This is a genomic window from Enterobacter cloacae complex sp. P13B, assembly GCF_014895915.1.
GTDB classification, from domain to species: Bacteria; Pseudomonadota; Gammaproteobacteria; order Enterobacterales; family Enterobacteriaceae; genus Enterobacter; species Enterobacter bugandensis.
Genome location: NZ_JADBQN010000018.1, coordinates 16,639 through 36,336, shown reverse-complemented (window position 1 = coordinate 36,336; position 19,698 = coordinate 16,639). Strand labels below are relative to the sequence as shown.

15 protein-coding genes are annotated in these 19,698 nt (G+C 58.0%); 6 read left to right on the top strand and 9 right to left on the bottom strand.

The features are described 5' to 3' along the window. Positions 1-16: 16 nt before the first annotated feature. The 5 genes from IM273_RS09570 to IM273_RS09550 are packed head-to-tail and all read left to right on the top strand — an operon-like array spanning position 17 to position 6,081. Positions 17-1,150 (top strand): amidohydrolase/deacetylase family metallohydrolase, encoded by a 1,134-nt coding sequence (locus tag IM273_RS09570; RefSeq protein ID WP_193051127.1) that lies wholly within the window; start codon positions 17-19, stop codon positions 1,148-1,150. Then, the gene (locus tag IM273_RS09565; RefSeq protein WP_028015299.1) at positions 1,134-2,252 is read left to right on the top strand and encodes a DgaE family pyridoxal phosphate-dependent ammonia lyase; all 1,119 of its coding nucleotides are present in this window, start codon (positions 1,134-1,136) and stop codon (positions 2,250-2,252) included. The genes IM273_RS09570 and IM273_RS09565 overlap by 17 nt, the downstream gene beginning before the upstream one ends. Next, positions 2,249-2,989, top strand: coding sequence for a KDGP aldolase family protein (locus tag IM273_RS09560; protein WP_193051125.1), 741 nt, complete (start codon positions 2,249-2,251; stop codon positions 2,987-2,989). Before IM273_RS09565 ends, IM273_RS09560 begins: the two co-directional genes overlap by 4 nt. Before the next feature lie 25 nt (positions 2,990-3,014). Further along, the gene (locus IM273_RS09555; RefSeq protein WP_193051123.1) at positions 3,015-4,151 is read left to right on the top strand and encodes a lactonase family protein; all 1,137 of its coding nucleotides are present in this window, start codon (positions 3,015-3,017) and stop codon (positions 4,149-4,151) included. Positions 4,152-4,170: 19 nt separating this feature from the next. Beyond that, complete coding sequence (locus IM273_RS09550; RefSeq protein WP_193051121.1) at positions 4,171-6,081, top strand: PRD domain-containing protein; 1,911 nt, start codon at positions 4,171-4,173, stop codon at positions 6,079-6,081. Between the two features lie 31 nt (positions 6,082-6,112). Here IM273_RS09550 and nrdG read toward each other — a convergent pair whose 3' ends face one another. The 5 genes from nrdG to IM273_RS09525 form a co-directional block, all read right to left on the bottom strand. After that, positions 6,113-6,577, bottom strand: coding sequence for an anaerobic ribonucleoside-triphosphate reductase-activating protein (nrdG, locus tag IM273_RS09545; RefSeq protein ID WP_048999490.1), 465 nt, complete (start codon positions 6,575-6,577; stop codon positions 6,113-6,115). A gap of 85 nt (positions 6,578-6,662) precedes the next feature. Next, positions 6,663-8,801: an anaerobic ribonucleoside-triphosphate reductase gene (gene nrdD, locus IM273_RS09540; RefSeq protein ID WP_100170980.1), complete on the bottom strand. Its 2,139-nt coding sequence runs from the start codon at positions 8,799-8,801 to the stop codon at positions 6,663-6,665. Positions 8,802-9,170: 369 nt separating this feature from the next. Beyond that, complete coding sequence (locus IM273_RS09535) at positions 9,171-9,743, bottom strand: PTS sugar transporter subunit IIA (protein WP_126326224.1); 573 nt, start codon at positions 9,741-9,743, stop codon at positions 9,171-9,173. A gap of 1 nt (position 9,744) precedes the next feature. Beyond that, positions 9,745-12,342 carry a glycoside hydrolase family 38 C-terminal domain-containing protein gene (locus IM273_RS09530; RefSeq protein ID WP_193051119.1) on the bottom strand — a complete coding sequence of 866 codons (2,598 nt, stop codon included), beginning with the start codon at positions 12,340-12,342 and terminating at the stop codon, positions 9,745-9,747. A gap of 10 nt (positions 12,343-12,352) precedes the next feature. Further along, positions 12,353-13,750 (bottom strand): PTS fructose transporter subunit IIC, encoded by a 1,398-nt coding sequence (locus tag IM273_RS09525; RefSeq protein ID WP_072058717.1) that lies wholly within the window; start codon positions 13,748-13,750, stop codon positions 12,353-12,355. A 179-nt stretch (positions 13,751-13,929) separates the two neighbouring features. Between IM273_RS09525 and IM273_RS09520 the strand changes: the two genes are divergently transcribed. Then, complete coding sequence (locus tag IM273_RS09520; protein WP_028015308.1) at positions 13,930-14,589, top strand: MurR/RpiR family transcriptional regulator; 660 nt, start codon at positions 13,930-13,932, stop codon at positions 14,587-14,589. A gap of 8 nt (positions 14,590-14,597) precedes the next feature. Here IM273_RS09520 and IM273_RS09515 read toward each other — a convergent pair whose 3' ends face one another. The 4 genes from IM273_RS09515 to treR all read right to left on the bottom strand — a co-directional run bounded on the left by IM273_RS09515 (position 14,598) and on the right by treR (position 19,680). Continuing rightward, positions 14,598-15,344, bottom strand: a complete 747-nt coding sequence (locus tag IM273_RS09515; RefSeq protein ID WP_028015309.1) for an oligogalacturonate-specific porin KdgM family protein — start codon at positions 15,342-15,344, stop codon at positions 14,598-14,600. Between the two features lie 135 nt (positions 15,345-15,479). After that, positions 15,480-17,135, bottom strand: coding sequence for an alpha,alpha-phosphotrehalase (gene treC, locus IM273_RS09510; protein WP_193051116.1), 1,656 nt, complete (start codon positions 17,133-17,135; stop codon positions 15,480-15,482). A gap of 51 nt (positions 17,136-17,186) precedes the next feature. After that, a complete protein-coding gene (gene treB, locus IM273_RS09505; RefSeq protein ID WP_045259643.1) occupies positions 17,187-18,605 on the bottom strand; it encodes a PTS trehalose transporter subunit IIBC in 1,419 nt (472 codons plus the stop codon). A 127-nt stretch (positions 18,606-18,732) separates the two neighbouring features. Beyond that, a complete protein-coding gene (treR, locus tag IM273_RS09500; protein WP_028015312.1) occupies positions 18,733-19,680 on the bottom strand; it encodes a trehalose operon repressor TreR in 948 nt (315 codons plus the stop codon). Between the last annotated feature and the right edge of the window lie 18 nt (positions 19,681-19,698).

Here is a 19,698-nt window from a genome sequence, read left to right as displayed (position 1 = left end):
CTATCAGGAGATCCTCATGTTTGATTTACTCCTGCGCCGTGCGCGCCTCGCCGACGATACCCTGACCGATATCGCCATTCAGGACGGGAAGATCGCCGCGACGGGCGAAATTGACGCTCCCGCCCGTAAAACGGTTGAGCTTAACGGTGACGTGTACGTTAGCGCGGGCTGGATTGACTCCCACGTTCACTGCTATCCGAACTCACCGATTTACCACGACGAGCCGGACAGCGTGGGTATTGCCACCGGCGTCACTACCGTGGTGGACGCGGGCAGTACCGGGGCCGACGACGTGGACGATTTCTACGCGATTACCCGCAAGGCCTCCACCGAGGTCTTTGCCCTGCTGAATATCTCCCGCGTGGGGCTGATTGCCCAGAACGAGCTGGCCAACATGGCAAACATTGACGCCGATGCGGTGAAGCAGGCGGTGAAGCGCCACCCGGATTTTATTGTCGGCCTGAAGGCGCGCATGAGCAGCAGCGTGGTCGGTGAAAACGGCATCACGCCGCTGGAGCGCGCCAAAGCCATCCAGAAAGAGAATGGCGATTTGCCGCTGATGGTGCACATCGGCAATAACCCGCCGAACCTCGATGAAATCGCCGAGCTGTTAAGCTCCGGCGACATCATTACCCACTGCTATAACGGGAAGCCTAACCGCATTCTGACGCCGTCCGGCGAGCTGCGCGCCTCCATCACCTCCGCCCTTAAGCGCGGCGTGCGTCTGGACGTCGGCCACGGTACGGCGAGCTTTAGCTTTGAGGTGGCGAAACGCGCCATCGCGATGGGCATTCTGCCGCACACCATCAGCTCGGATATCTACTGCCGCAACCGCATCAACGGCCCGGTCGGCTCGCTGGCAAGCGTGATGTCGAAGTTTCTCGCCATCGGCATGTCATTGCCGCAGGTGATTGACTGCGTGACCTCGAACGCCGCCCACGGCCTGCGCCTGACGCGCAAGGGCCGCATCCAGCCGGGTCTCGACGCCGACCTGACGCTGTTCACGATTAAACGCCAGCCAACGGTGCTGACGGACGCTGAAAACGACAGCCTGCAGGCTGAACACATTCTGGTGCCGCTTGCCGCGATCCGCGCGGGCAAGGGCTACATGACCGAACAAGGGAGCACGGAACATGCCTTCGATTTATGAGAAGTATAATTTAAAGCAGGTTATCAACACCTCTGGCCGCATGACGGCGCTGGGCGTCTCCACGCCGCGCCCGGAAGTAGTGCAGGCGGCGATGGACGGCATGAATCATTACTTCGAGATGAAGGATCTGGTTAACAAAACCGGGGAATACATCGCGAAGCTGCTGGATGTGGAAGGCGCGACGGTGGTCTCCTGCGCGTCGGCGGGCATCGCCCAGTCCGTGGCGGCGGTGCTGGTAAAAGACAGCGACTGGCTGCTGGAAAACCTGCACGTCACCCCAATCGAGAACAATGAAATCGTCCTGCCGAAAGGCCATAACGTTAACTTTGGCGCGCCGGTCGGCACCATGGTGGCGCTGGGCGGCGGCAAGCTGGTGGAAGCGGGTTATGCCAACGAATGTTCCGCCGACCAGCTGGCGGCGGCCATCACCCCGCGCACCGCGGCGATCCTCTACATCAAATCGCACCACTGCGTGCAGAAAAGCATGCTCAGCGTCGAGCAGGCGGCAGTCGTCGCACGTAAACACTCCCTGCCGCTGATCGTCGATGCCGCTGCGGAAGAAGATCTGCACGTGTACTACCGCTCCGGCGCGGATCTGGTGATTTACAGCGGCGCGAAAGCGATCGAGGGGCCAACCAGCGGCCTGGTGATCGGCAAAACCCAGTACGTCGAGTGGGTGAAACGCCAGACGGCGGGCATTGGCCGCGCCATGAAGGTGGGTAAAGAGGGGATCCTCGGCCTGACCTGCGCCATCGAACACTACCTGACGGCCACCAAAGAAAGCGGTGCCGAGATGGTGGCGAAGATGACGCCGTTTATCGACGCGCTCAACACCCTGAACGGCGTCACCGCCCGCGTGGTCTGGGACAGCGCGGGTCGCGATATCGCCCGCACCGAAATTAAGTTCGACGAAGCCACCACAGGCGTCGGCACGGGTGACCTGGTGAACGCGCTCAAGCAGGGCGAATACGCCATCTATTTCCGTGGCTACAAGGCCAACGAAGGGATTATCGAAGCAGACGTGCGCAGCGTAAGTGCTGACCAACTGAACATCGTCTACCGCCGCATTAGCGAAGTATTAGGACAGGAGAAAAACGCATGAAACTGACCCCCAATTTTTACCGTGACCGCGTCTGCCTGAACGTGCTGGCCGGCTCGAAAGCCAACGCCAGCGCCATTTACGAGGCGGCGGAAGGTCATGTGCTGGTGGGCGTGCTCTCCAAAAATTACCCGGACGTGGCGAGCGCGGTCGAGGATATGCGTGAATACGCGGCGCTGATTGATAACGCGCTCTCCGTGGGCCTCGGCGCGGGCGATCCGAACCAGTCGGCGATGGTAAGCGAGATCTCCCGCCAGGTGCAGCCGCAGCACGTTAATCAGGTCTTCACCGGCGTGGCCGCGAGCCGCGCGCTGCTGGGGCAGAATGAATCGGTGGTCAATGGCCTGGTCTCTCCGACCGGTACCGTCGGCATGGTGAAAATCTCCACCGGCCCGCTGAGCAGCAAAGCGCCGGACGGTATCGTGCCGGTTGAAACGGCGATTGCCTTGCTGAAAGACTTTGGCGGCAGTTCGATTAAGTACTTCCCGATGGGCGGCCTCAAGTGCCGTGACGAATACCAGGCGGTGGCGGAAGCCTGCGCCCGTCACGACTTCTGGCTGGAGCCGACGGGGGGTATCGATCTGGAAAACTATGAGGCGATCCTGCAGATCGCCCTCGACGCGGGCGTGAGCAAAATCATCCCGCACATCTACAGTTCAATTATCGACAAAGCCAGCGGCGATACGCGTCCCGAAGATGTGCGTACGCTGCTGGCGATGACGAAGAAGCTGGTGAAGTAGAACTCACACATATAAAGGAGCCACCATGCACACCCGTAACCTGCTTGTCGCTTCACTCTCAATGCTCGCCACCGCCGCCATCGCCCAGACGCAATACGCCTGGGTGGGCACCTATAATCCGAACGGTGAAGGGCTGTACCGTTTTACCATCGACCCGCAAACCGGCGCGCTGGACGATAAAACGCTGGTGAGCAAACTGCCGAACGCGGCGCAGTTGACCCTTTCGCAAGACGGTAAAACGCTGTATCTGGCAAGCGAAGTGGAGCAGGGCGTGGTGCAGGCGCTGCGCGTCGGCGATAACGGTGAGCTGAGCGAGCTGAATCAGGTGGCCTCCGGCGGCGCCGGGCCGGTGTATCTTTCGCTAACGCCAAACGGCAAGCATCTGCTGGTGGCGAACTACGTCAGCGGATCGATTGCCGTTTTGCCCGTCAACGCGGACGGCAGCCTGGGTGACGCGACGGACAGACATCAGGACCAGGGCGAACCGGGCGCGGCGAAGCCGGAAGCGGCTGTCGAAGGTAGCTTTGCCATCAGCGATCACAACGGCCCGCATGCGCACATGATCGCCGCCGATCCGAACGGTAAGTACGTTTTTTCCACCGATCTTGGGCTGGATCGTATCTATCAGTACCGCTTTGACGATCGAACCGGAAAGCTCACGCCGAACGATCCGCCGTTTATCAGCGCCTCTTCGAAAGGCGCCGGTCCGCGCCACTTCGTCTTTACGCCGAAAGGCGATGCCCTGTGGCTGATTAACGAAGAGGCCTCTACGCTCACCCATTATGCGCTGGACAGCAGCGGCAGGCTGAAAGAGGGCAAAACGGTCTCTGCCCTGCCGGACGGCTATAAAGGCACCAGTTTTGCTGCCGGGCTGGCGCTAAGCGCCGATGGTAAACAGCTGTATGTGGCGAACCGTTTGCATAACAGCATCGGGCACTTTACCGTAACAGCGGAGGGCACGCTGACGCATCAGGAGGATGTCTGGACGCGCGGCGACTACCCGCGCACCCTGACGCTCGATAAGCAGGGCCGCTGGCTGTACGTCATGAACCAGCGCAGCGACAACATTACCCGTTTCCGCGTGGCGCCGGACGGCAAGCTGAGCTTCGAGCCAGACTATACCCCGGTCGGCAGCCCATCCCAGATGGTCATTTCACCCTGAGCAGTAAGAGGACAACGACGTGCGATTTCCGAACCAACGTTTAGCGCAACTTTTCGATCTGTTGCAAAACGAGACGCTGCCGCAGGACGAGCTGGCGCAGCGGCTGTCGGTCTCCACGCGAACCGTCCGCGCAGATATCACCGCCCTGAACGCGCTGCTGGCGAGCCACGGCGCGCAGTTTATTCTGAGCCGGGGTAACGGCTACCAGCTTAAAATTGACGATGCCGAGCGCTATCAGCAGCTGCAGGCATCGCACCCGCGCGCGCTGCGTATTCCCCGAACGGGACCGGAGCGCGTGCACTATCTGGTGGTGCGTTTCCTGACGTCGGCGTTTTCACTTAAGCTTGAAGATCTGGCCGACGAGTGGTTTGTCAGCCGCGCCACCTTGCAGAGCGACATGGTGGAAGTGCGCGAGTGGTTCCAGCGCTATAACCTGACGCTGGAAACCCGCCCGCGCCACGGCATGAAGCTGTTTGGCAGCGAGATGTCGGTCCGCGCCTGCCTGACCGATCTTCTGTGGGAGCTGGCGCAGCAGGACAGCCTTAACCCGCTGGTGACGGAGGTCGCGCTCAACGCCGGGGTACCGGAGCAGATGGTGGTCGTGCTTCACGACGCGCTCACCCGCCATCACATTCGTCTGACCGACGAAGGCGAACTGTTCCTGCGCCTGTACTGCGCGGTGTCGGTGCGGCGCATCAGCGAGGGGTATCCGCTGCCGGAATTCCACGCGGATGACGTGGAAGAGAACGTGCGCGAGGCGGCGAAGGATATCGCGGTGGCCATTCAGGAGCTGGCGGGCAAGGCGCTTGCGCCATCGGAAGAGAGCTGGCTGTGCGTCCACATCGCGGCGCGGCAGATTCAGGAGATTGCCCCCAGCGCGATTAACGCCGACGACGACGAAGCGCTGGTCAACTATATCCTGCGCTACATCAACACCCACTATAACTACAACCTGCTCAGCGACGCGCAGCTGCACGCCGATCTGCTCACGCACATCAAAACCATGATCACCCGCGTGCGCTATCAAATCATGATCCCCAATCCGCTGCTGGACAACATCAAGCAGCACTATCCGATGGCGTGGGATATGACCCTCGCGGCGGTGTCGAGCTGGGGGAAATACACGCCATATGCGATCAGCGAAAACGAGATTGGTTTTCTGGTGCTGCACATCGGCGTGGGGCTGGAGCGCCACTATAACATCGGCTACCAGCGCCAGCCACGCGTGCTGCTGGTGTGCGACGCCGGTAATGCGATGGTGCGCATGATCGAGGCGGTGCTCCAGCGCAAATACCCGCAGATCGAGGTGACGCGCACGCTCACTCTGCGCGAGTACGAGCTGGCGGATGCCATCGGTGAAGACTTTGTCATCTCCACCGCCCGCGTGAGTGAAAAATCTAAACCGGTGGTGACGATCGCCCCGTTCCCGACCGATTATCAGTTAGAGCAGATCGGCAAGCTGGTGCTGGTGGACCGCACCCGCCCGTGGATGCTGGAGAAATACTTCGACGCGGCCCATTTCCGCATTCTCGACAAGCCTGTTGACCAGCAAACGCTGTTCCGCGAGCTGTGTGAACAGCTTGAACGCGAAGGCTTTGTCGGCGCGGAGTTTCTGGATTCGGTCGTTGAGCGTGAAGCTATCGTCAGCACCATGCTCGGCGACGGTATCGCGCTGCCGCACTCCCTCGGCCTGCTGGCACAGAAAACGGTGGTCTATACGGTGCTGGCTCCGCAGGGTATTCAGTGGGGGGATGAAACGGCGCACGTCATCTTCCTGCTCGCCATCAGCAAAAGCGAGTACGAAGAGGCGATGGCGATTTACGACATCTTCGTCACTTTCCTGCGAGAACGCGCGATGACGCGCCTGTGCCAGTGCGAGGATTTTGCGGCGTTTAAGGCTGAGGCGATGGAGAGTTTGAGCCGGTTTTGAGGCCAGGCGGATAGAGGTTATCCGCCTTCATTCACCGCAAATGATGCACAACCTGGTTGCTGCTGCCGCGCCAGATCAGGGCCGGGTCTTTTAAATCCTGCACGAACTTGCCGTCCACCAGCACGTTAATTAAATCCACAACTTCCTTCTGAGCTGCATTCAGCTCATCCAGCTTATATCCCGTCCAGACCCAGATATCTTTTCCCGCGCACTCGCGGCGGATGCGCTTCACCAGCTTCAGGATCTCCGGCACGTTTTGCGGATGGAGCGGATCGCCGCCGGAGAGCGAAATCCCCTGGCGTTTGATGCGCGTGTCGTTCAGGTCGTTGATGATGCGGTCTTCCATTTCAGCGGTAAACGGCATGCCGGAATTTACGCGCCAGGTGCTTTTGTTGTAGCAGCCGGGGCACTCATGTACGCAACCTGAAACGAACAGGGTGCAGCGGGTGCCGGGGCCGTTGACGATGTCGACGGGGTAGTACTGATGGTAGTTCATAGCGGTTAACCAAGCCGGGTACAGTGTGAGTGCGGATTGTAGGCCCGGTAAGCGTAGCGCCACCGGGCATAAATGTGGCATTGGCTCAACCGATCTGCCCATTCCCCAGATGTTTCACCCGGCGCTTCACCTCTTCCTGCTTGCCGGCGTTAAACGGACGGGCATCCGGGCTGCCGAGATAGCCGCACACGCGGCGGGTCACGGAGACACGGGCTGCATCGTGGTTGCCGCATTTCGGGCAGGTAAAGCCTTTGCTCGTACACTCGAACTCACCGGTAAAGCCACACTCGTAGCATTCGTCGATTGGCGTATTGGTCCCGTAATACGGCACGTGCTGATAGCTATAATCCCACACGTCTTCCAGCGCCTTCAGGTTGTGCTGGATGTTCGGGTACTCGCCGTAGCAGATGAAGCCGCCGCTGGCGATGGGCGGATAGGCCGCTTCGAAGTCGATCTTGTCGTACGGGTTTACCTTTTTCTCCACGTCGAGGTGGAAGCTGTTGGTGTAGTACCCTTTGTCGGTCACGCCTTCCACAATCCCGAACTCGGCGGTGTCCAGACGGCAGAAGCGGTCGCACAGGTTCTCGCTCGGCGTACTGTAAAGGCTAAACCCGTAGCCAGTTTCCTCTTTCCACTGGTCAACCGCGTCGCGCAGGCGCTGGACAATCGCAATGCCTTTTTCGCGCAGGGCCTCGCTGTCGTACATATGCGCGTCGCCAGACAGGGCGTTGATGGTTTCGTGGATGCCGATATAGCCCAGCGAAATCGACGCGCGGCCGTTTTTGAAGATCTCGGACACGTCATCGTCCGCCTTCAGGCGCACGCCGCAGGCCCCTTCCATATAGAGGATGGGCGCCACGCGGGCTTTCACCCCTTCAAGGCGTGCGATACGGGTCATCAGCGCCTTACGCGCCAGCTGCAGGCGCTCATCCAGCAGTTTCCAGAATTCAGCTTCATTGCCTTTGGCCTCCAGCGCGATGCGCGGCAGGTTCAGGCTGATGACGCCCAGGTTGTTACGCCCGTCGTGGATCTGCTCGCCGTTTTCATCCTCGTACACCCCGAGGAAGCTGCGGCAGCCCATAGGCGTTTTAAACGAGCCGGTGACTTTTACCACCTGGTCGTAGTTCAGAATGTCCGGGTACATGCGCTTGCTCGCGCACTCCAGCGCCAGCTGTTTGATGTCGTAGTTCGGATCGCCAAACTTGTGGTTCAGGCCGTCGCGGATGGCGAACACCAGTTTCGGGAACACCGCGGTTTTGCGGTTCTTGCCGAGGCCGGAAATACGGTTGCGCAGAATGGACTGCTGGATCAGGCGTGATTCCCAGCTGGTGCCCAGGCCAAAACCGAAGGTTACAAACGGCGTCTGCCCGTTGGCGGTGTGCAGCGTGTTCACTTCATATTCCAGCGACTGGAACGCGTCGTAGCACTCTTTTTCGGTACGGGAGTGCGCATAGCCGTCCGCGTCCGGGATCTGCCACTCTTCGGCAGTTTTCCGATGCTTGTTGAAGCTCGCCGTCACGAACGGGGCCAGCACTTCGTCAATGCGGTTAATGGTGGTCCCGCCATAAATGTGGCTCGCCACCTGAGCGATAATCTGTGCCGTTACCGCTGTCGCCGTGGAGATCGACTTAGGCGGTTCAATCTCGGCGTTACCCATTTTAAAGCCCTGGGTCAGCATGCCTTTCAGGTCGATCAGCATGCAGTTGAACATCGGGAAGAACGGCGAGTAATCGAGGTCGTGATAGTGGATCTCGCCGCGCTCGTGTGCCGAGACCACGTCGCGCGGCAGCAGATGCTGGCGGGCATAGTGTTTGGCGACGATACCGGCCAGCAGATCGCGCTGGGTCGGGATCACTTTGCTGTCTTTGTTGGCGTTTTCATTGAGCAGGGCAGAGTTGGTCTGCTCCACCAGGCCACGAATCTCCTGATTCAGACGACCGCGCTTCTCACGCTGCACGTCGCGATCGTGGCGATACTCAATGTAGGCGCGGGCTAACTGTTTGTAGGGGCCAGCCATCAGCTGGTTTTCAACCGCGGTCTGGATCTCGTTGATATCGACCTGGCTGCGTTCAGTCATCTGGCTGCTAACGACTTCTGCGACGGTGGCGCAGTAATCTGCGTCATCGACTCCCGCTGCTTTAGCTGCACGCAGAATGGCTTCCTGGATGCGCTCTGATTTAAACGGCACTTTACAGCCATCACGTTTCATCACATGCGGTGTCATGATCACTCCATTTTTAAAAACAGGTTATCCACAGAGGTGGAGAAGTATTCACCGGACGTATTCCCCGCCAGGCCAAAGACTTCCCCCGTTCCCAGCTCGTGTTATCCACAATTCCGGCCAGCGTAAGCGCCGTCTTGTTGTTGGAATAGTAGACGATTAATACAAGATGTTGGGTCGGCGTACATTTTAAGTTCTACATATAGTGATTTGCATCAAACAAGTTTGCGATTTATTTGACGCAGAACAAAGTAAAAAGACGAGAGTACAAACGGCGGGCGCTGGAGCAATTGTAAATACGTGCAGGAAAAATCTGATTAATTATTCAACAAAAACAAGCGCTCAACGCGGTACGTGCTGAGCGCCGTTCGGTTAACTCACCGCGCAGGCCCAGCTCAATCCTGCCTGTAAAAAGGCTGCGGTAGCGATACTGCCCAGTATCACCGGAATGAGAAGGGAGCGGTCAGGGGCCGCATCCTGTTTTTGAGGTTCTTCAGCACTCAGGGCGTACATCGCCTCTTCCCGCGTGCGCGCCGCCAGAAGCTGCGCGCGCACTCGATCTTCTGTCAATAAACTGGTCAGCGTCGTCAGCAGCTGCATATGGGTACTGCCTGCTTCCGCGGGCGGAATGGCGAGCAGGAAAACCATTCTGACCTCTTCATCACCGTCCAGCCCCGGCCAGCGTATCGGGTCGTCAAAGAGTGCCAGACAAAACGCCGCCTGCTGCACCGCCTCGGTTTTACCGTGCGGAACGGCGAGCGCTTCACCCAGCGCGGTAGGGCCTTCGCTTTCGCGCTGTAACACGCTCTGGATGAATGTTTCTTCATCGCAGATGATTTTTCGCCTGGCGAGCGGTTCGGCGAGCCAGCGGATCAGCGCTTCAGGCGTACGGTGCGGCGGGTTGATAAAAACCAGATCGGGGTGCGTCAATGCAAGCAAGTTCATATTAAGCCTCCATCAAAAAATCGCAGGTTGCGAAAGGGGGGATTGCCGTTACCGGCGGCACAGACTCTTCCAGATAGTTGATCTGACGTAGCCCCGCCAGACTTTCCGGGACGGGAACCGGCTGCGTCCCGGCGTTAAACACCCGGACGATGGTGCCATTCGACCGTTGCGCATGGGGCAGGGCAGAAAGGACTAGCGGCTCCGGCAGGGTCAATAATGAGAATTGTGCCGGAAGCTGATGTTCGGGCAGACGCAACGCAAAGCGCTCAATGCGGTGATCGAGCGTGTGTAACGATTGCCGTTGGTAGGTGAAGGGCTGTCCGCCCGCCTGATTTTCCAGTTGGCGAAGCGTGAGATGATCGGCGCTGTCGGCCAGCGCGACGGTAAATGAAAAGTGCAGCGGTTTCAGTAACTGGGCGTCGGGGGTCTCAACCACCGTATTATTAATGCCGGACGCACGTCCCGGTCGCCAGTCGAGATCGTTGCGCCCGAGCACGCCCGTCGCTTTAAACAACGTCAGGGCAATCGTCGCGGGTTCGCTGCCGATAATCTGAAATTCCTTCATACCGCGACTATTCACCACCAGCGCTTTGCCCACTTCCGCGACAGCAATAATGCCTTCGGTGGTTTCGATATCCACGGGCATCTCGCGATAGCGCTCCTGCCAGTTTTCACTCTCACACCCCGTATCGCGCTGGATTATCGCGAAGGGCTGGGAGGCGATAGCGTGACGGGTGCGAATATCGCTGCCGATCAGTAAACGTAGCCGGTGATCGCAGTGGCTGTTTTCCAGCGAAGCCTCGACGTACAGGTTCGGATCGTCTTCGCGTAATGTGCACTCCAGACAAATGGATAACGGCGTTCGGGCAGTATCCTGGCGTCCGGCGAGATCTGGCGGAAGAAACAGGGTGGCTTCAACGATCAGCTTTTCGACAAGCGGCGTTTTCAGGCAGCCGACGAGCGTGAAATGGTCGCATCGCGTCGGCGTATCGCCCGCAAGCGGTGAGAAATCGTAGCTGTCGCCCGCATCTGCACAGTCTTCAAGGGTAAAGAACGAGGGGATGCATCTGCCGCTGCGTTTGTCGTGCAGGGTTAGCGTTCCGTCGTCCAGCGTTAATCGATACTGTGCATTCTCTATCTCGCTGCCCGTTGTCTGTTCAGGCTGCCGGAAAGGCGCCGGGTCATCTTCAACGTTAACGCTGAGATAGCCGACCGGCGGCAGAACCGGTGTTTTCACAGCAACGTGCCAGCGGTAATAAGGGGGAAGGGGCGTTTCACACTCGCCTTCGGCGTTAAGGGAGATCGCCGTTCCGCCGGGCAACACGTCTCTTTTCAGGACGTCGAAGGGGATGGCCTGCCCCTGATACATCAGGGCGATATTTTCAGCGCGGCTATAGAGAGTGGTTTTCACCACGCGCTGCGTTTGCGTGCCCAGCGGGTTAAAAATCAGCAGATCGCCTTCCCGAGCGCAGGCGGCGGCCAGGGTTTTCACCACCAGGTTCCACAGGCTATGGCACAGCTGTTCGGTTTGCTCCAGTCGATGCAAAATATCGCGGTTGGTGGCATCGCTGTTACAGCCGCCGATGGAGTCATGGGCATGGCTTCGCAACAGCTTCTTCCAGAGCGTATCGACCACCGAGAGGTTGACCGGCAGCCCCTGATGACGCGCCATGGCGATTGTCGGCTCCAGCTGCCGCAGGATGAACTGCTCAACTGCATCATTTTTCTTTTTAATGTCGTAGCGCACGGAGCCGATCGTTTTATGGATGCGGGTGTAGCGCGGCGATTTCAGCTCTCCTTCCCAGAATTCAAACTGTTCACGCTGCGCGCGCAGAATGTCGACGTAGCGCTCCAGCGAACTGATGACGTAATGGTCCTCATCCGGGGAGCGTGCGCTGGCGACCTGCAGGATTTTCGGCAGCGCCGGGTCGATGCTGACCTGATCGCCGCCGCAGGGCAGCAGCAGGTCATTTATTCCGGCCCGCGAGCGCAGGAGATTGACCATCGGGAAGATTTTTCCCTGCAAATGGCTCGCGTCTGAAGAGATGTTTTTAGCCGCGCCATAACCGAATGCCATCGCGCAGGCGATAACGGTCGCCCCTGACGGCGCGCGCCAGAGGAACTGGCTGCTTTTCGCCTGTCTGTCGTGATCGATGCCGCGCCAGAAGACGATGTTGTCGATATTGCAGCCCTGCAAAATCGTGGGCATCTGCGCATTGTGGCCGAAGGTATCCGGAAGATACCCAACCTGCATGGCGTGCCCCAGTGTCCGGGCAGAAAAAATGCCGTATTTGAGGTTGCGGATAATGGATTCGCCATGCACGTTGTAGGTGTCCGTCTGGGTATACCACGGCCCCACAAAAATCCTTTTCTCTTTGACCAGCGTTTCCAGCCTGGTGCGATAATCGGGATTGATAGCGAGAAAGTCTTCTACCACCGCCATCTGTCCATCAATGTGATAGCAGCTGTAAGCCGGGTCCTGCTCCAGCGTGTCGATGACGTCCGCAAAGTTATATGACGCCAGCACCATGCTGTCCTGACGGGTGAAATACCACTCCTGATCCCAGTGCGTATGGGCAATGACGTGGATCTGATTCATGACCTTCCCCTTAGCTGGCGTTCTTTGGGCTGACGTAAAGCACGCCCAGGGCGCAAATCAGTGCGCCAATAAAGACGCTCGCCAGGTAGCCCGCCACGTTGGTTGCCAGCGGCCAGCCCCAGATGGCCGGCAGCGGCAGCGTCTGCTTCACGCCGAGTGCAATGGCGACCAGCGCGCCGGCAACGGCACCGGTCATGAACACCGGGATCAGACGTGGGTTTTTCAGGATGAACGGGATCGCGCCTTCGGAGATCCCAATCACGCCAAGCAGCAACGAGGTGCTGCCAACGGTTTTCTCTTCCCGGCTAAAAACATCCGGTAGTCCAAAGCGGCCGTTGAGGAACGCGGCAAAGCCGACGCCAATAGAGGGGATCACGATGGAGAGTTCGCGGGCGGTGAGATCAAACGTTTCGCTCATGCCATTCAGGCCGAGCGCGACCGAGCCTGCCGCCTTGTTGACCGGGCCGCCCAGGTCGAACGCGGTGCCTGCGGCGATCATCGCGGAATAGAATCCGCGCCCGGTGTCACCTGCCGAGGTAAAAAAGACCACCATCAGCTGGTTAAGCGAGCCGAAAATCGGGTTAATCAAATATTCCATGACCATCACCAGCGTAATGCCGGTGATCAGTGGGACGACCAGCATGGTCTTGATGGTGGTGAGCTGTTGGCGGACGTGAATGGAATCATTCAGCCAGCGCACCAGATAGCCCACAAAAAAGCCAATGCCGATCGCGCCGAAAAAGCCGGACGGCATAAAGCCTTCGATATCAAAGAAGCGCTTGTAGACCTCGTCTGACATGATGCCGCCGATAAGTCCGGGGATCAGCGCCGGTTTGCCGGCAATGGAAAACGCCAGATACATGGCGAAAACCGGATACATGAACTTAATGGTCATAAAGCCCACTTTATCCAGCACGCTGAACGGCGAATGGTCGATGTTAATAAACTGGCCGGTAATTTTGGCCGTTGCCATCATCAGCCCGCCCATGACCACCACCGGCAGCATATAGCTGATGGCCGCCATGATATGGCCGATAAAAATCTGGTAAGCCGAAGGCTGGAGTTCGTCTTCATGTACGACAGTCGTGACGTTTTTTTCCATGGCAAGCGCCTGACGCAGATAGCGATCGGTATGCTTGATCAGCTCTTGCGTGCGGGTCTGAAGGTGGGGAATGTTTTCAAAGCGCTCGGCATCCTGAATGGGGACGTCGGTTGCCAGAATAATGGCCGTGGCGGAGGCAATATCCTGCTTCGTTAAGCGATTTTTAACGCCGTCGCTGCCCTGCGTTTCGACCTTCACCTCAATATTATGCTCTTTAGCCCATGCAATAATTTTATTCGCCGCCATAAAGGTATGTGCAATGCCCGTCGGGCAGGCCGTTACCGCGACAACTTTCTGTTTCGTCATTGTCATAATTCCCTGGATGTGAAAACAGGGAAAGTATAAAGAGAACCTAAAACAGTTTTTAACGTTTGCTAATACTAATTACGTATCGTGATACGCGTAAATGCAATGTGTGAAGCGCCTTCCAGAGACTATTTCTCTGTTGTGTTAATATCATGCCGGGATTAAACAGGGTGTAATATATGAATTCATTCCAGGGAAGTGAACGCTTGATATTTGAATACATTCAGCATCACGCGTTTAATATTTCTAATATTTCGGCAAAAGAGATTGCCCGTGATACCTTTACAACGACAACATCCGTTAATCGTGTGTGTAAAAAAATGGGGTATAAAAGCTATACCGAGCTTCGGTATCGTTTTTTACGCGATCATTTTACCCCTGCGCCTGCAGTGCCCGACGCGGGTCCGCAGGCGGACGACATTGTGGCGGAGGTGTCCAGGCTGCTCATCCATTCCAGCCATATCTATCTGTACGCACGCGGCGCCTCGCTTACCAGCCTCAACTACCTGTCGCGCTTTTTATCGCTGGCGAGCCTGCCGCATCTTATTTTGAATGACATGCACCAGCTGACACGGGTATCGAAGGGGACGCTGGTGCTGATCAGCAAATCCGGGGAGACACAGTCGCTGATAGAAATGGCGCGAAACGCGCTGCGCAAGGGCTTAAAGATTATTGCAATTACCCGTCAGGGGGCGACGCTGGCGTCGATCTCAACGCTATGCTGGCCGTTATCGATCGACATTAATGCGGTATCGCTGTATCAGCGGGAGGGCCAGCTTGAACTGTTAAGCGCCGTGGACCGTATCGGCTGCAGGCTGCTGCAGCACGATACGGTGTAGTCAGGCCGTCAGAGCTGCTTCACTATCCCCAGACGTACGGCATAATCATTTTCATGGTTGCCGTCATTGTTGATATAGGTTTTATCCAGTGACACCAGCTCGACGTAAGGCGTCCAGCCATCGTCGAGCTGGTAGTTGAACGCAACGGTATGCTCCCAGTAGGTATCATCCCCGGTTCCCTGATCGACATTATCCTGCCAGCGGAAGCGCGGGTTGTAGGACATACCGAATTTGCCAATGTTGTACGCGAACCAAATGTCGAACTGGTGTGACTGACGGCGGGTATAGCCGCTGCCGTCGAGTTCTTTGTCGCTGTGCGCGTCATTGATGGTGTTATAACGGTAACGGGCGGAAAGATTCAGACCGTTATCAAACGCTTTCCAGCCCTGAATGAAGGGGCGATAGTGGGTATTACTGGGGGTGAAAACCGTCACCATGCCAGGCGCAACGGCAAAGCCATTGCCCAGATTGAAGCGCCAGCGCGTTTCAATCTCCTGTGCCGCCTCCGTTAATCCTTTGTCATCGGGATTATTTCGGTCGGTATCACCAAAAAAGGTGTCGTTATGGTTTTGTGCGGCTTCAACGGAGAAGTAAAAACCGTTATCCGCCTGATGCATAACCTTAATACGAGAATCATTTACGTCAGAGCGCGTATTATGGCCAAAGCGAAGGTCGACGGACGTATTTCCGCACCATCCCTGTGTGCTCAATAATAATGCGCTAATACACGTTACTTTAATAATTGTCTTTTTCATCATGTCCTGCCGAGGTTATTTAATTGGCAGGACTATTTTTATTTTCGGTACGCCGTGATGTAAAAGTTATCGTCGTACATTTAGCGTATCGCTAAACATAAAAAAGGAGATACAGCATGCTGTATCTCCTGACGTTTATTCCTGCACCCACCAGATGGCTTCAAACGGGCGCAATTGCAGCGTATCGGGACGAGAGGGGACGTCCTCATAGTTGCTGAGTGCGACCTGCCATGCGCCCTGTACCGGGTCCGGCTGCCACTGCTGGCGCTCTCTGCTCAGGTTTGCCACCACCATCAGCGTCTGGCCCTGCCACTGGCGGCGATAGCACCACAGGGAAGGGTGTTCCGGCAGGAGATCTTCATAATCTCCCCACGTCAGCACCGGGAGGGTTTTGCGCAGACGAATCAGCGACTGATAGGTGTAGAACACTGAATCCGGGTCGTCCAGCGCCGTACGGGCATTCACGGTTTCATAGTTATCGCAGACCCCAATCCACGGCTCGCCCTCGGTAAAGCCCGCATTGTGCGACGCGTCCCACTGCATTGGGGTTCGCCCGTTATCGCGGGATTTACTCGCCAGAATCGCCAGTAATTCATCCGGCTCACGGCCATTGGCCCGCAGTTCGGCGAACATGTTCAGGCTTTCCACGTCGCGGTAGTCGGTGATGCGGCTGAAGTGCGGGTTGGTCATGCCCAGCTCTTCACCCTGATAGATGTACGGCGTGCCCTGCATGCCGTGCAGCACCATGCCGAGCATCTTTGCAGCGTGAACGCGGTGTTCCCCTTCGTCGCCAAAGCGCGACACGATGCGCGGCTGGTCGTGGTTACACCAGAACAGCGCGTTCCAGGCTTTGTTGTGCATCCCCTGCTGCCAGTGACGGAAAAGGGTTTTCAGCGCCACGAAGTCCGGCTTTGCCTTCGTCCACTTTTCGCCGCCGGGGTAGTCCACCTTCAGGTGGTGGAAGTTAAAGGTCATCGACAGCTCGCGCCCGTCGAGCGACGCGTACTGCTGGCAGTTCTCCAGCGAGGTTGACGACATCTCGCCCACCGTCATCAGGTTGCGCGGGGTGAAGACGTCGCGGCTCATCTCCTGAAGATATTCGTGGATGCGCGGGCCGTCAGTGTAGAAGCGGCGACCATCGCCAATGGAGTCGTCCGGGAAATCCTGATCTTTAGAGATGAGGTTAATGACGTCCAGACGCAAGCCGTCCACGCCGCGATCGGCCCAGAACTCGCATACCTTTTTCAGCTCGGCGCGCACCGCCGGGTTTTCCCAGTTGAGATCTGCCTGCTCGGGCGCGAAAAGGTGAAGATAATACTGCTCGCTCTCGGCGTGCCAGCGCCAGGCGTTGCCGCCAAACTTGGAGCGCCAGTTGTTGGGGAGCTGCTCCGGCGTGCCGTCGCGCCAGATGTAGAACTGGCGGTACGGGCTCTCTTTGTTCAGCGACTCGCGGAACCAGGCGTGCTGCGTGGAGGTATGGTTAAACACCATATCCAGCACGATGCGAATGCCGCGTTCGTGCGCTTCGGCAACCAGCTCGTCAAAGTCATCCAGCGTGCCAAAGGACGGGTCGATGGCGGTGTAATTCGCCACGTCGTAGCCGTTATCCACCTGCGGGGAAATATAAAAAGGCGTCAGCCAGATGGCGTCGATGCCGAGGGTTTTCAGGTAATCCAGCCGCTGCGTCACGCCGCGCAGATCGCCGGTGCCGCTGCCGGTGGTGTCCTGAAAACTCTTTGGGTAAATCTGGTAGATGACGCCGTTCTGCCACCAGTGAGGAAGGATATTCATAGTGCGTTCCTGCAAATGCGAAGGGGCGCAATTGCGCCCCGAAAGATGAAGTTAAACAATCTGCAGCGTGCCCTGACGGAATTTACGCTGGTAAACCACGGTGGTGAGCGCCATGGGGACGATAATCGCCACCGCCATGGCCAGGGCAAACACCTGCCAGAAAGTAGGCTGGATGGAGAGGATGCCCGGCAGGCCGCCGACGCCAATCCCGTTCGCCATCACGCCGTTCAGGCCGCACAGCAGGCCCGCCAGGCCAGAGCCGATCATCGCGCAGAGCATCGGGAAGCGATACTTCAGGTTGATGCCGTACATCGCCGGTTCGGTGACGCCGAGATAGGCGGAGATGGCCGCCGGAACGGAGATCTCACGCTCGTTGTGCTTACGGCTAACGATAATGATGCCGGTCACCGCAGAGGCCTGTGCGATGTTAGAGAGGGCGATAATCGGCCAGACCGGGGTACCGCCGAGGCTCTGGATCATCTGCATATCGATGGCCAGCGTGGTCTGGTGCACGCCGGTGATCACCAGCGGGGCATACAGGAAGCCAAACAGCGCGGCACCGATTGGCGCGAAGCTGCCGGTCATCAGATGACGCACCGCGAAGGCCACGCCGTCGCCGATCATGCGGCCAAACGGACCGATAAAAGCGTGCGCCAGGAAGACGGCCAGGATCAGCGAGCAGACCGGCACCACCACCAGGTAGAGGTAATCCGGCACGATGCGCTTCAGACGCGTCTCAATAAAGCCCAGCGCCAGACCCGCCAGCAGGGCCGGAATGACCTGCGCCTGATAGCCCACCTTGGCGATGGTAAACAGGCCGAAGTTCCATACCTCAGGCACCTGCTGACCAAGTAAGTAAGCGTTCATTAACTGCGGAGAGACCAGCGTGACGCCCAGTACGATACCGAGAATTGGCGTACCGCCCATCTTGCGCACCGCGGACCAGCAGATCCCGACCGGCAGGTAGAAGAAGATCGCTTCGCCAATCAGCCACAGGAAGTCATAGATGCTTTGCAGCGCTGGGTACATCTGCGCCAGGGTTTTACCGTCGCTCATCGGCACATCGCCGATGACGTTACGGAAGCCCAAAATTAAGCCCCCGCTGATCAGCGCCGGCAGCAGCGGGAAGAAGATTTCTGCAAAGTGGGAAATCAGCTGCTCGTGCCACTTCATATTCTGGCGCGCCGCCTTCTTCGCCTGCTCTTTATCGGCAGAAGAGTGTCCGGTGGTCGCCAGCAGAGCCTGATAGTAATCGCCCACTTCGGTACCAATCACCACCTGGAACTGTCCGGCGTTGGTGAAGCAGCCTTTCACCATGGAAAGCTCTTCAATCGCCTTCGGGTTGGCCTTGGCCGGGTCGTTCAGCACGAAGCGCAGGCGGGTAATGCAATGGCTGACGGTGGCGATGTTTTCGCGGCCGCCGACCAGGACGATCAGCCGATCGATATCTGCTTGTTTGACTTTACTCATCATGAAACCTCATGACAGATGTTGAGGGGGGTAATGACCTGAGCGCAAGCCTACTCCTTCAGCGTGACGGCGAAAATGGGAACGTTCCCGAAATCGGGCGAAGATCACAATAAACGATTCAGGGGGGTTATGAGAGACGGGCAGGAATAACGATCTGGCGCGGCTCGCTCCGCCCGTTGATCTGCTCGATCAGCTGCGCGGCGGCCTGTCTGCCGGACTCGGCGTAGCCGGGATCGACGGTGATAATTTCAGGGTGCAGGAACTTCATCAGCGGCGTGCTGCCGACGCTCGCCACCTGCAGGTTATCAATGCGCTGCTCCTGCAGATACTTGCTGGCACCCAGCGCAAGGGTGTCCGTGGCGCACACCAGCGCGGTGGTCTGCGGCGTCAGGACGCTGGCGACCTGCTCGTAGCCCTGCTTCATGCCCAGCCCCGGCAGGGAGGCCACGGCAGGGAGATTGTGCTTTTTGCAAAAGGCCAGATAGGCCTCGTGGCGGCGCTTGCCGGTGGTAACGTCCGCGTGCGGCACGCCCAGATAGCTGATGTGGCGGTGGCCTTCTTCGTACAGGCGCTGCATCAGGGTGATAATCGCCCCCTCATCGTCATAACAGACGGAGGCAAAGCCGTGGGCATCGCGCGCCAGCAGCACCAGAGACGGCTGCCAGTGTTTCAGCATCTCCTCGTCAATGCCGGTAAAACCAAACAGCACCACGCCGTCAATGTTACGGCGCTGGAGCATGCCGAGATGTTCTTCCACCAGCTGTGGCGAGAACTGGCTCTCCATCATGATCGGATCATAGCCCTGCTCGTAGAAGGCAGGCAGCATGGTCTGAACGGCGAGGTTTTCGGAGAGGGAATCCAGACGCGAAACGATGATCGCAACCACTTTATCGCTCTGCCCGCGCATGGCGCGCGCGGAGCGGGAAGGGGAAAAACCGTGCTGATTCATGACCGCCTCAACGCGCTCGCGGGTGCGTTCGCTGACGCCGCTTTCGTTGTTCAGCACGCGTGAGACGGTTGATTTCCCCACGCCGCTTAAACGCGCGATGTCTTTAATCGTAAGGCGGTTCTGCATGCTGTTTTCCCTGTAACA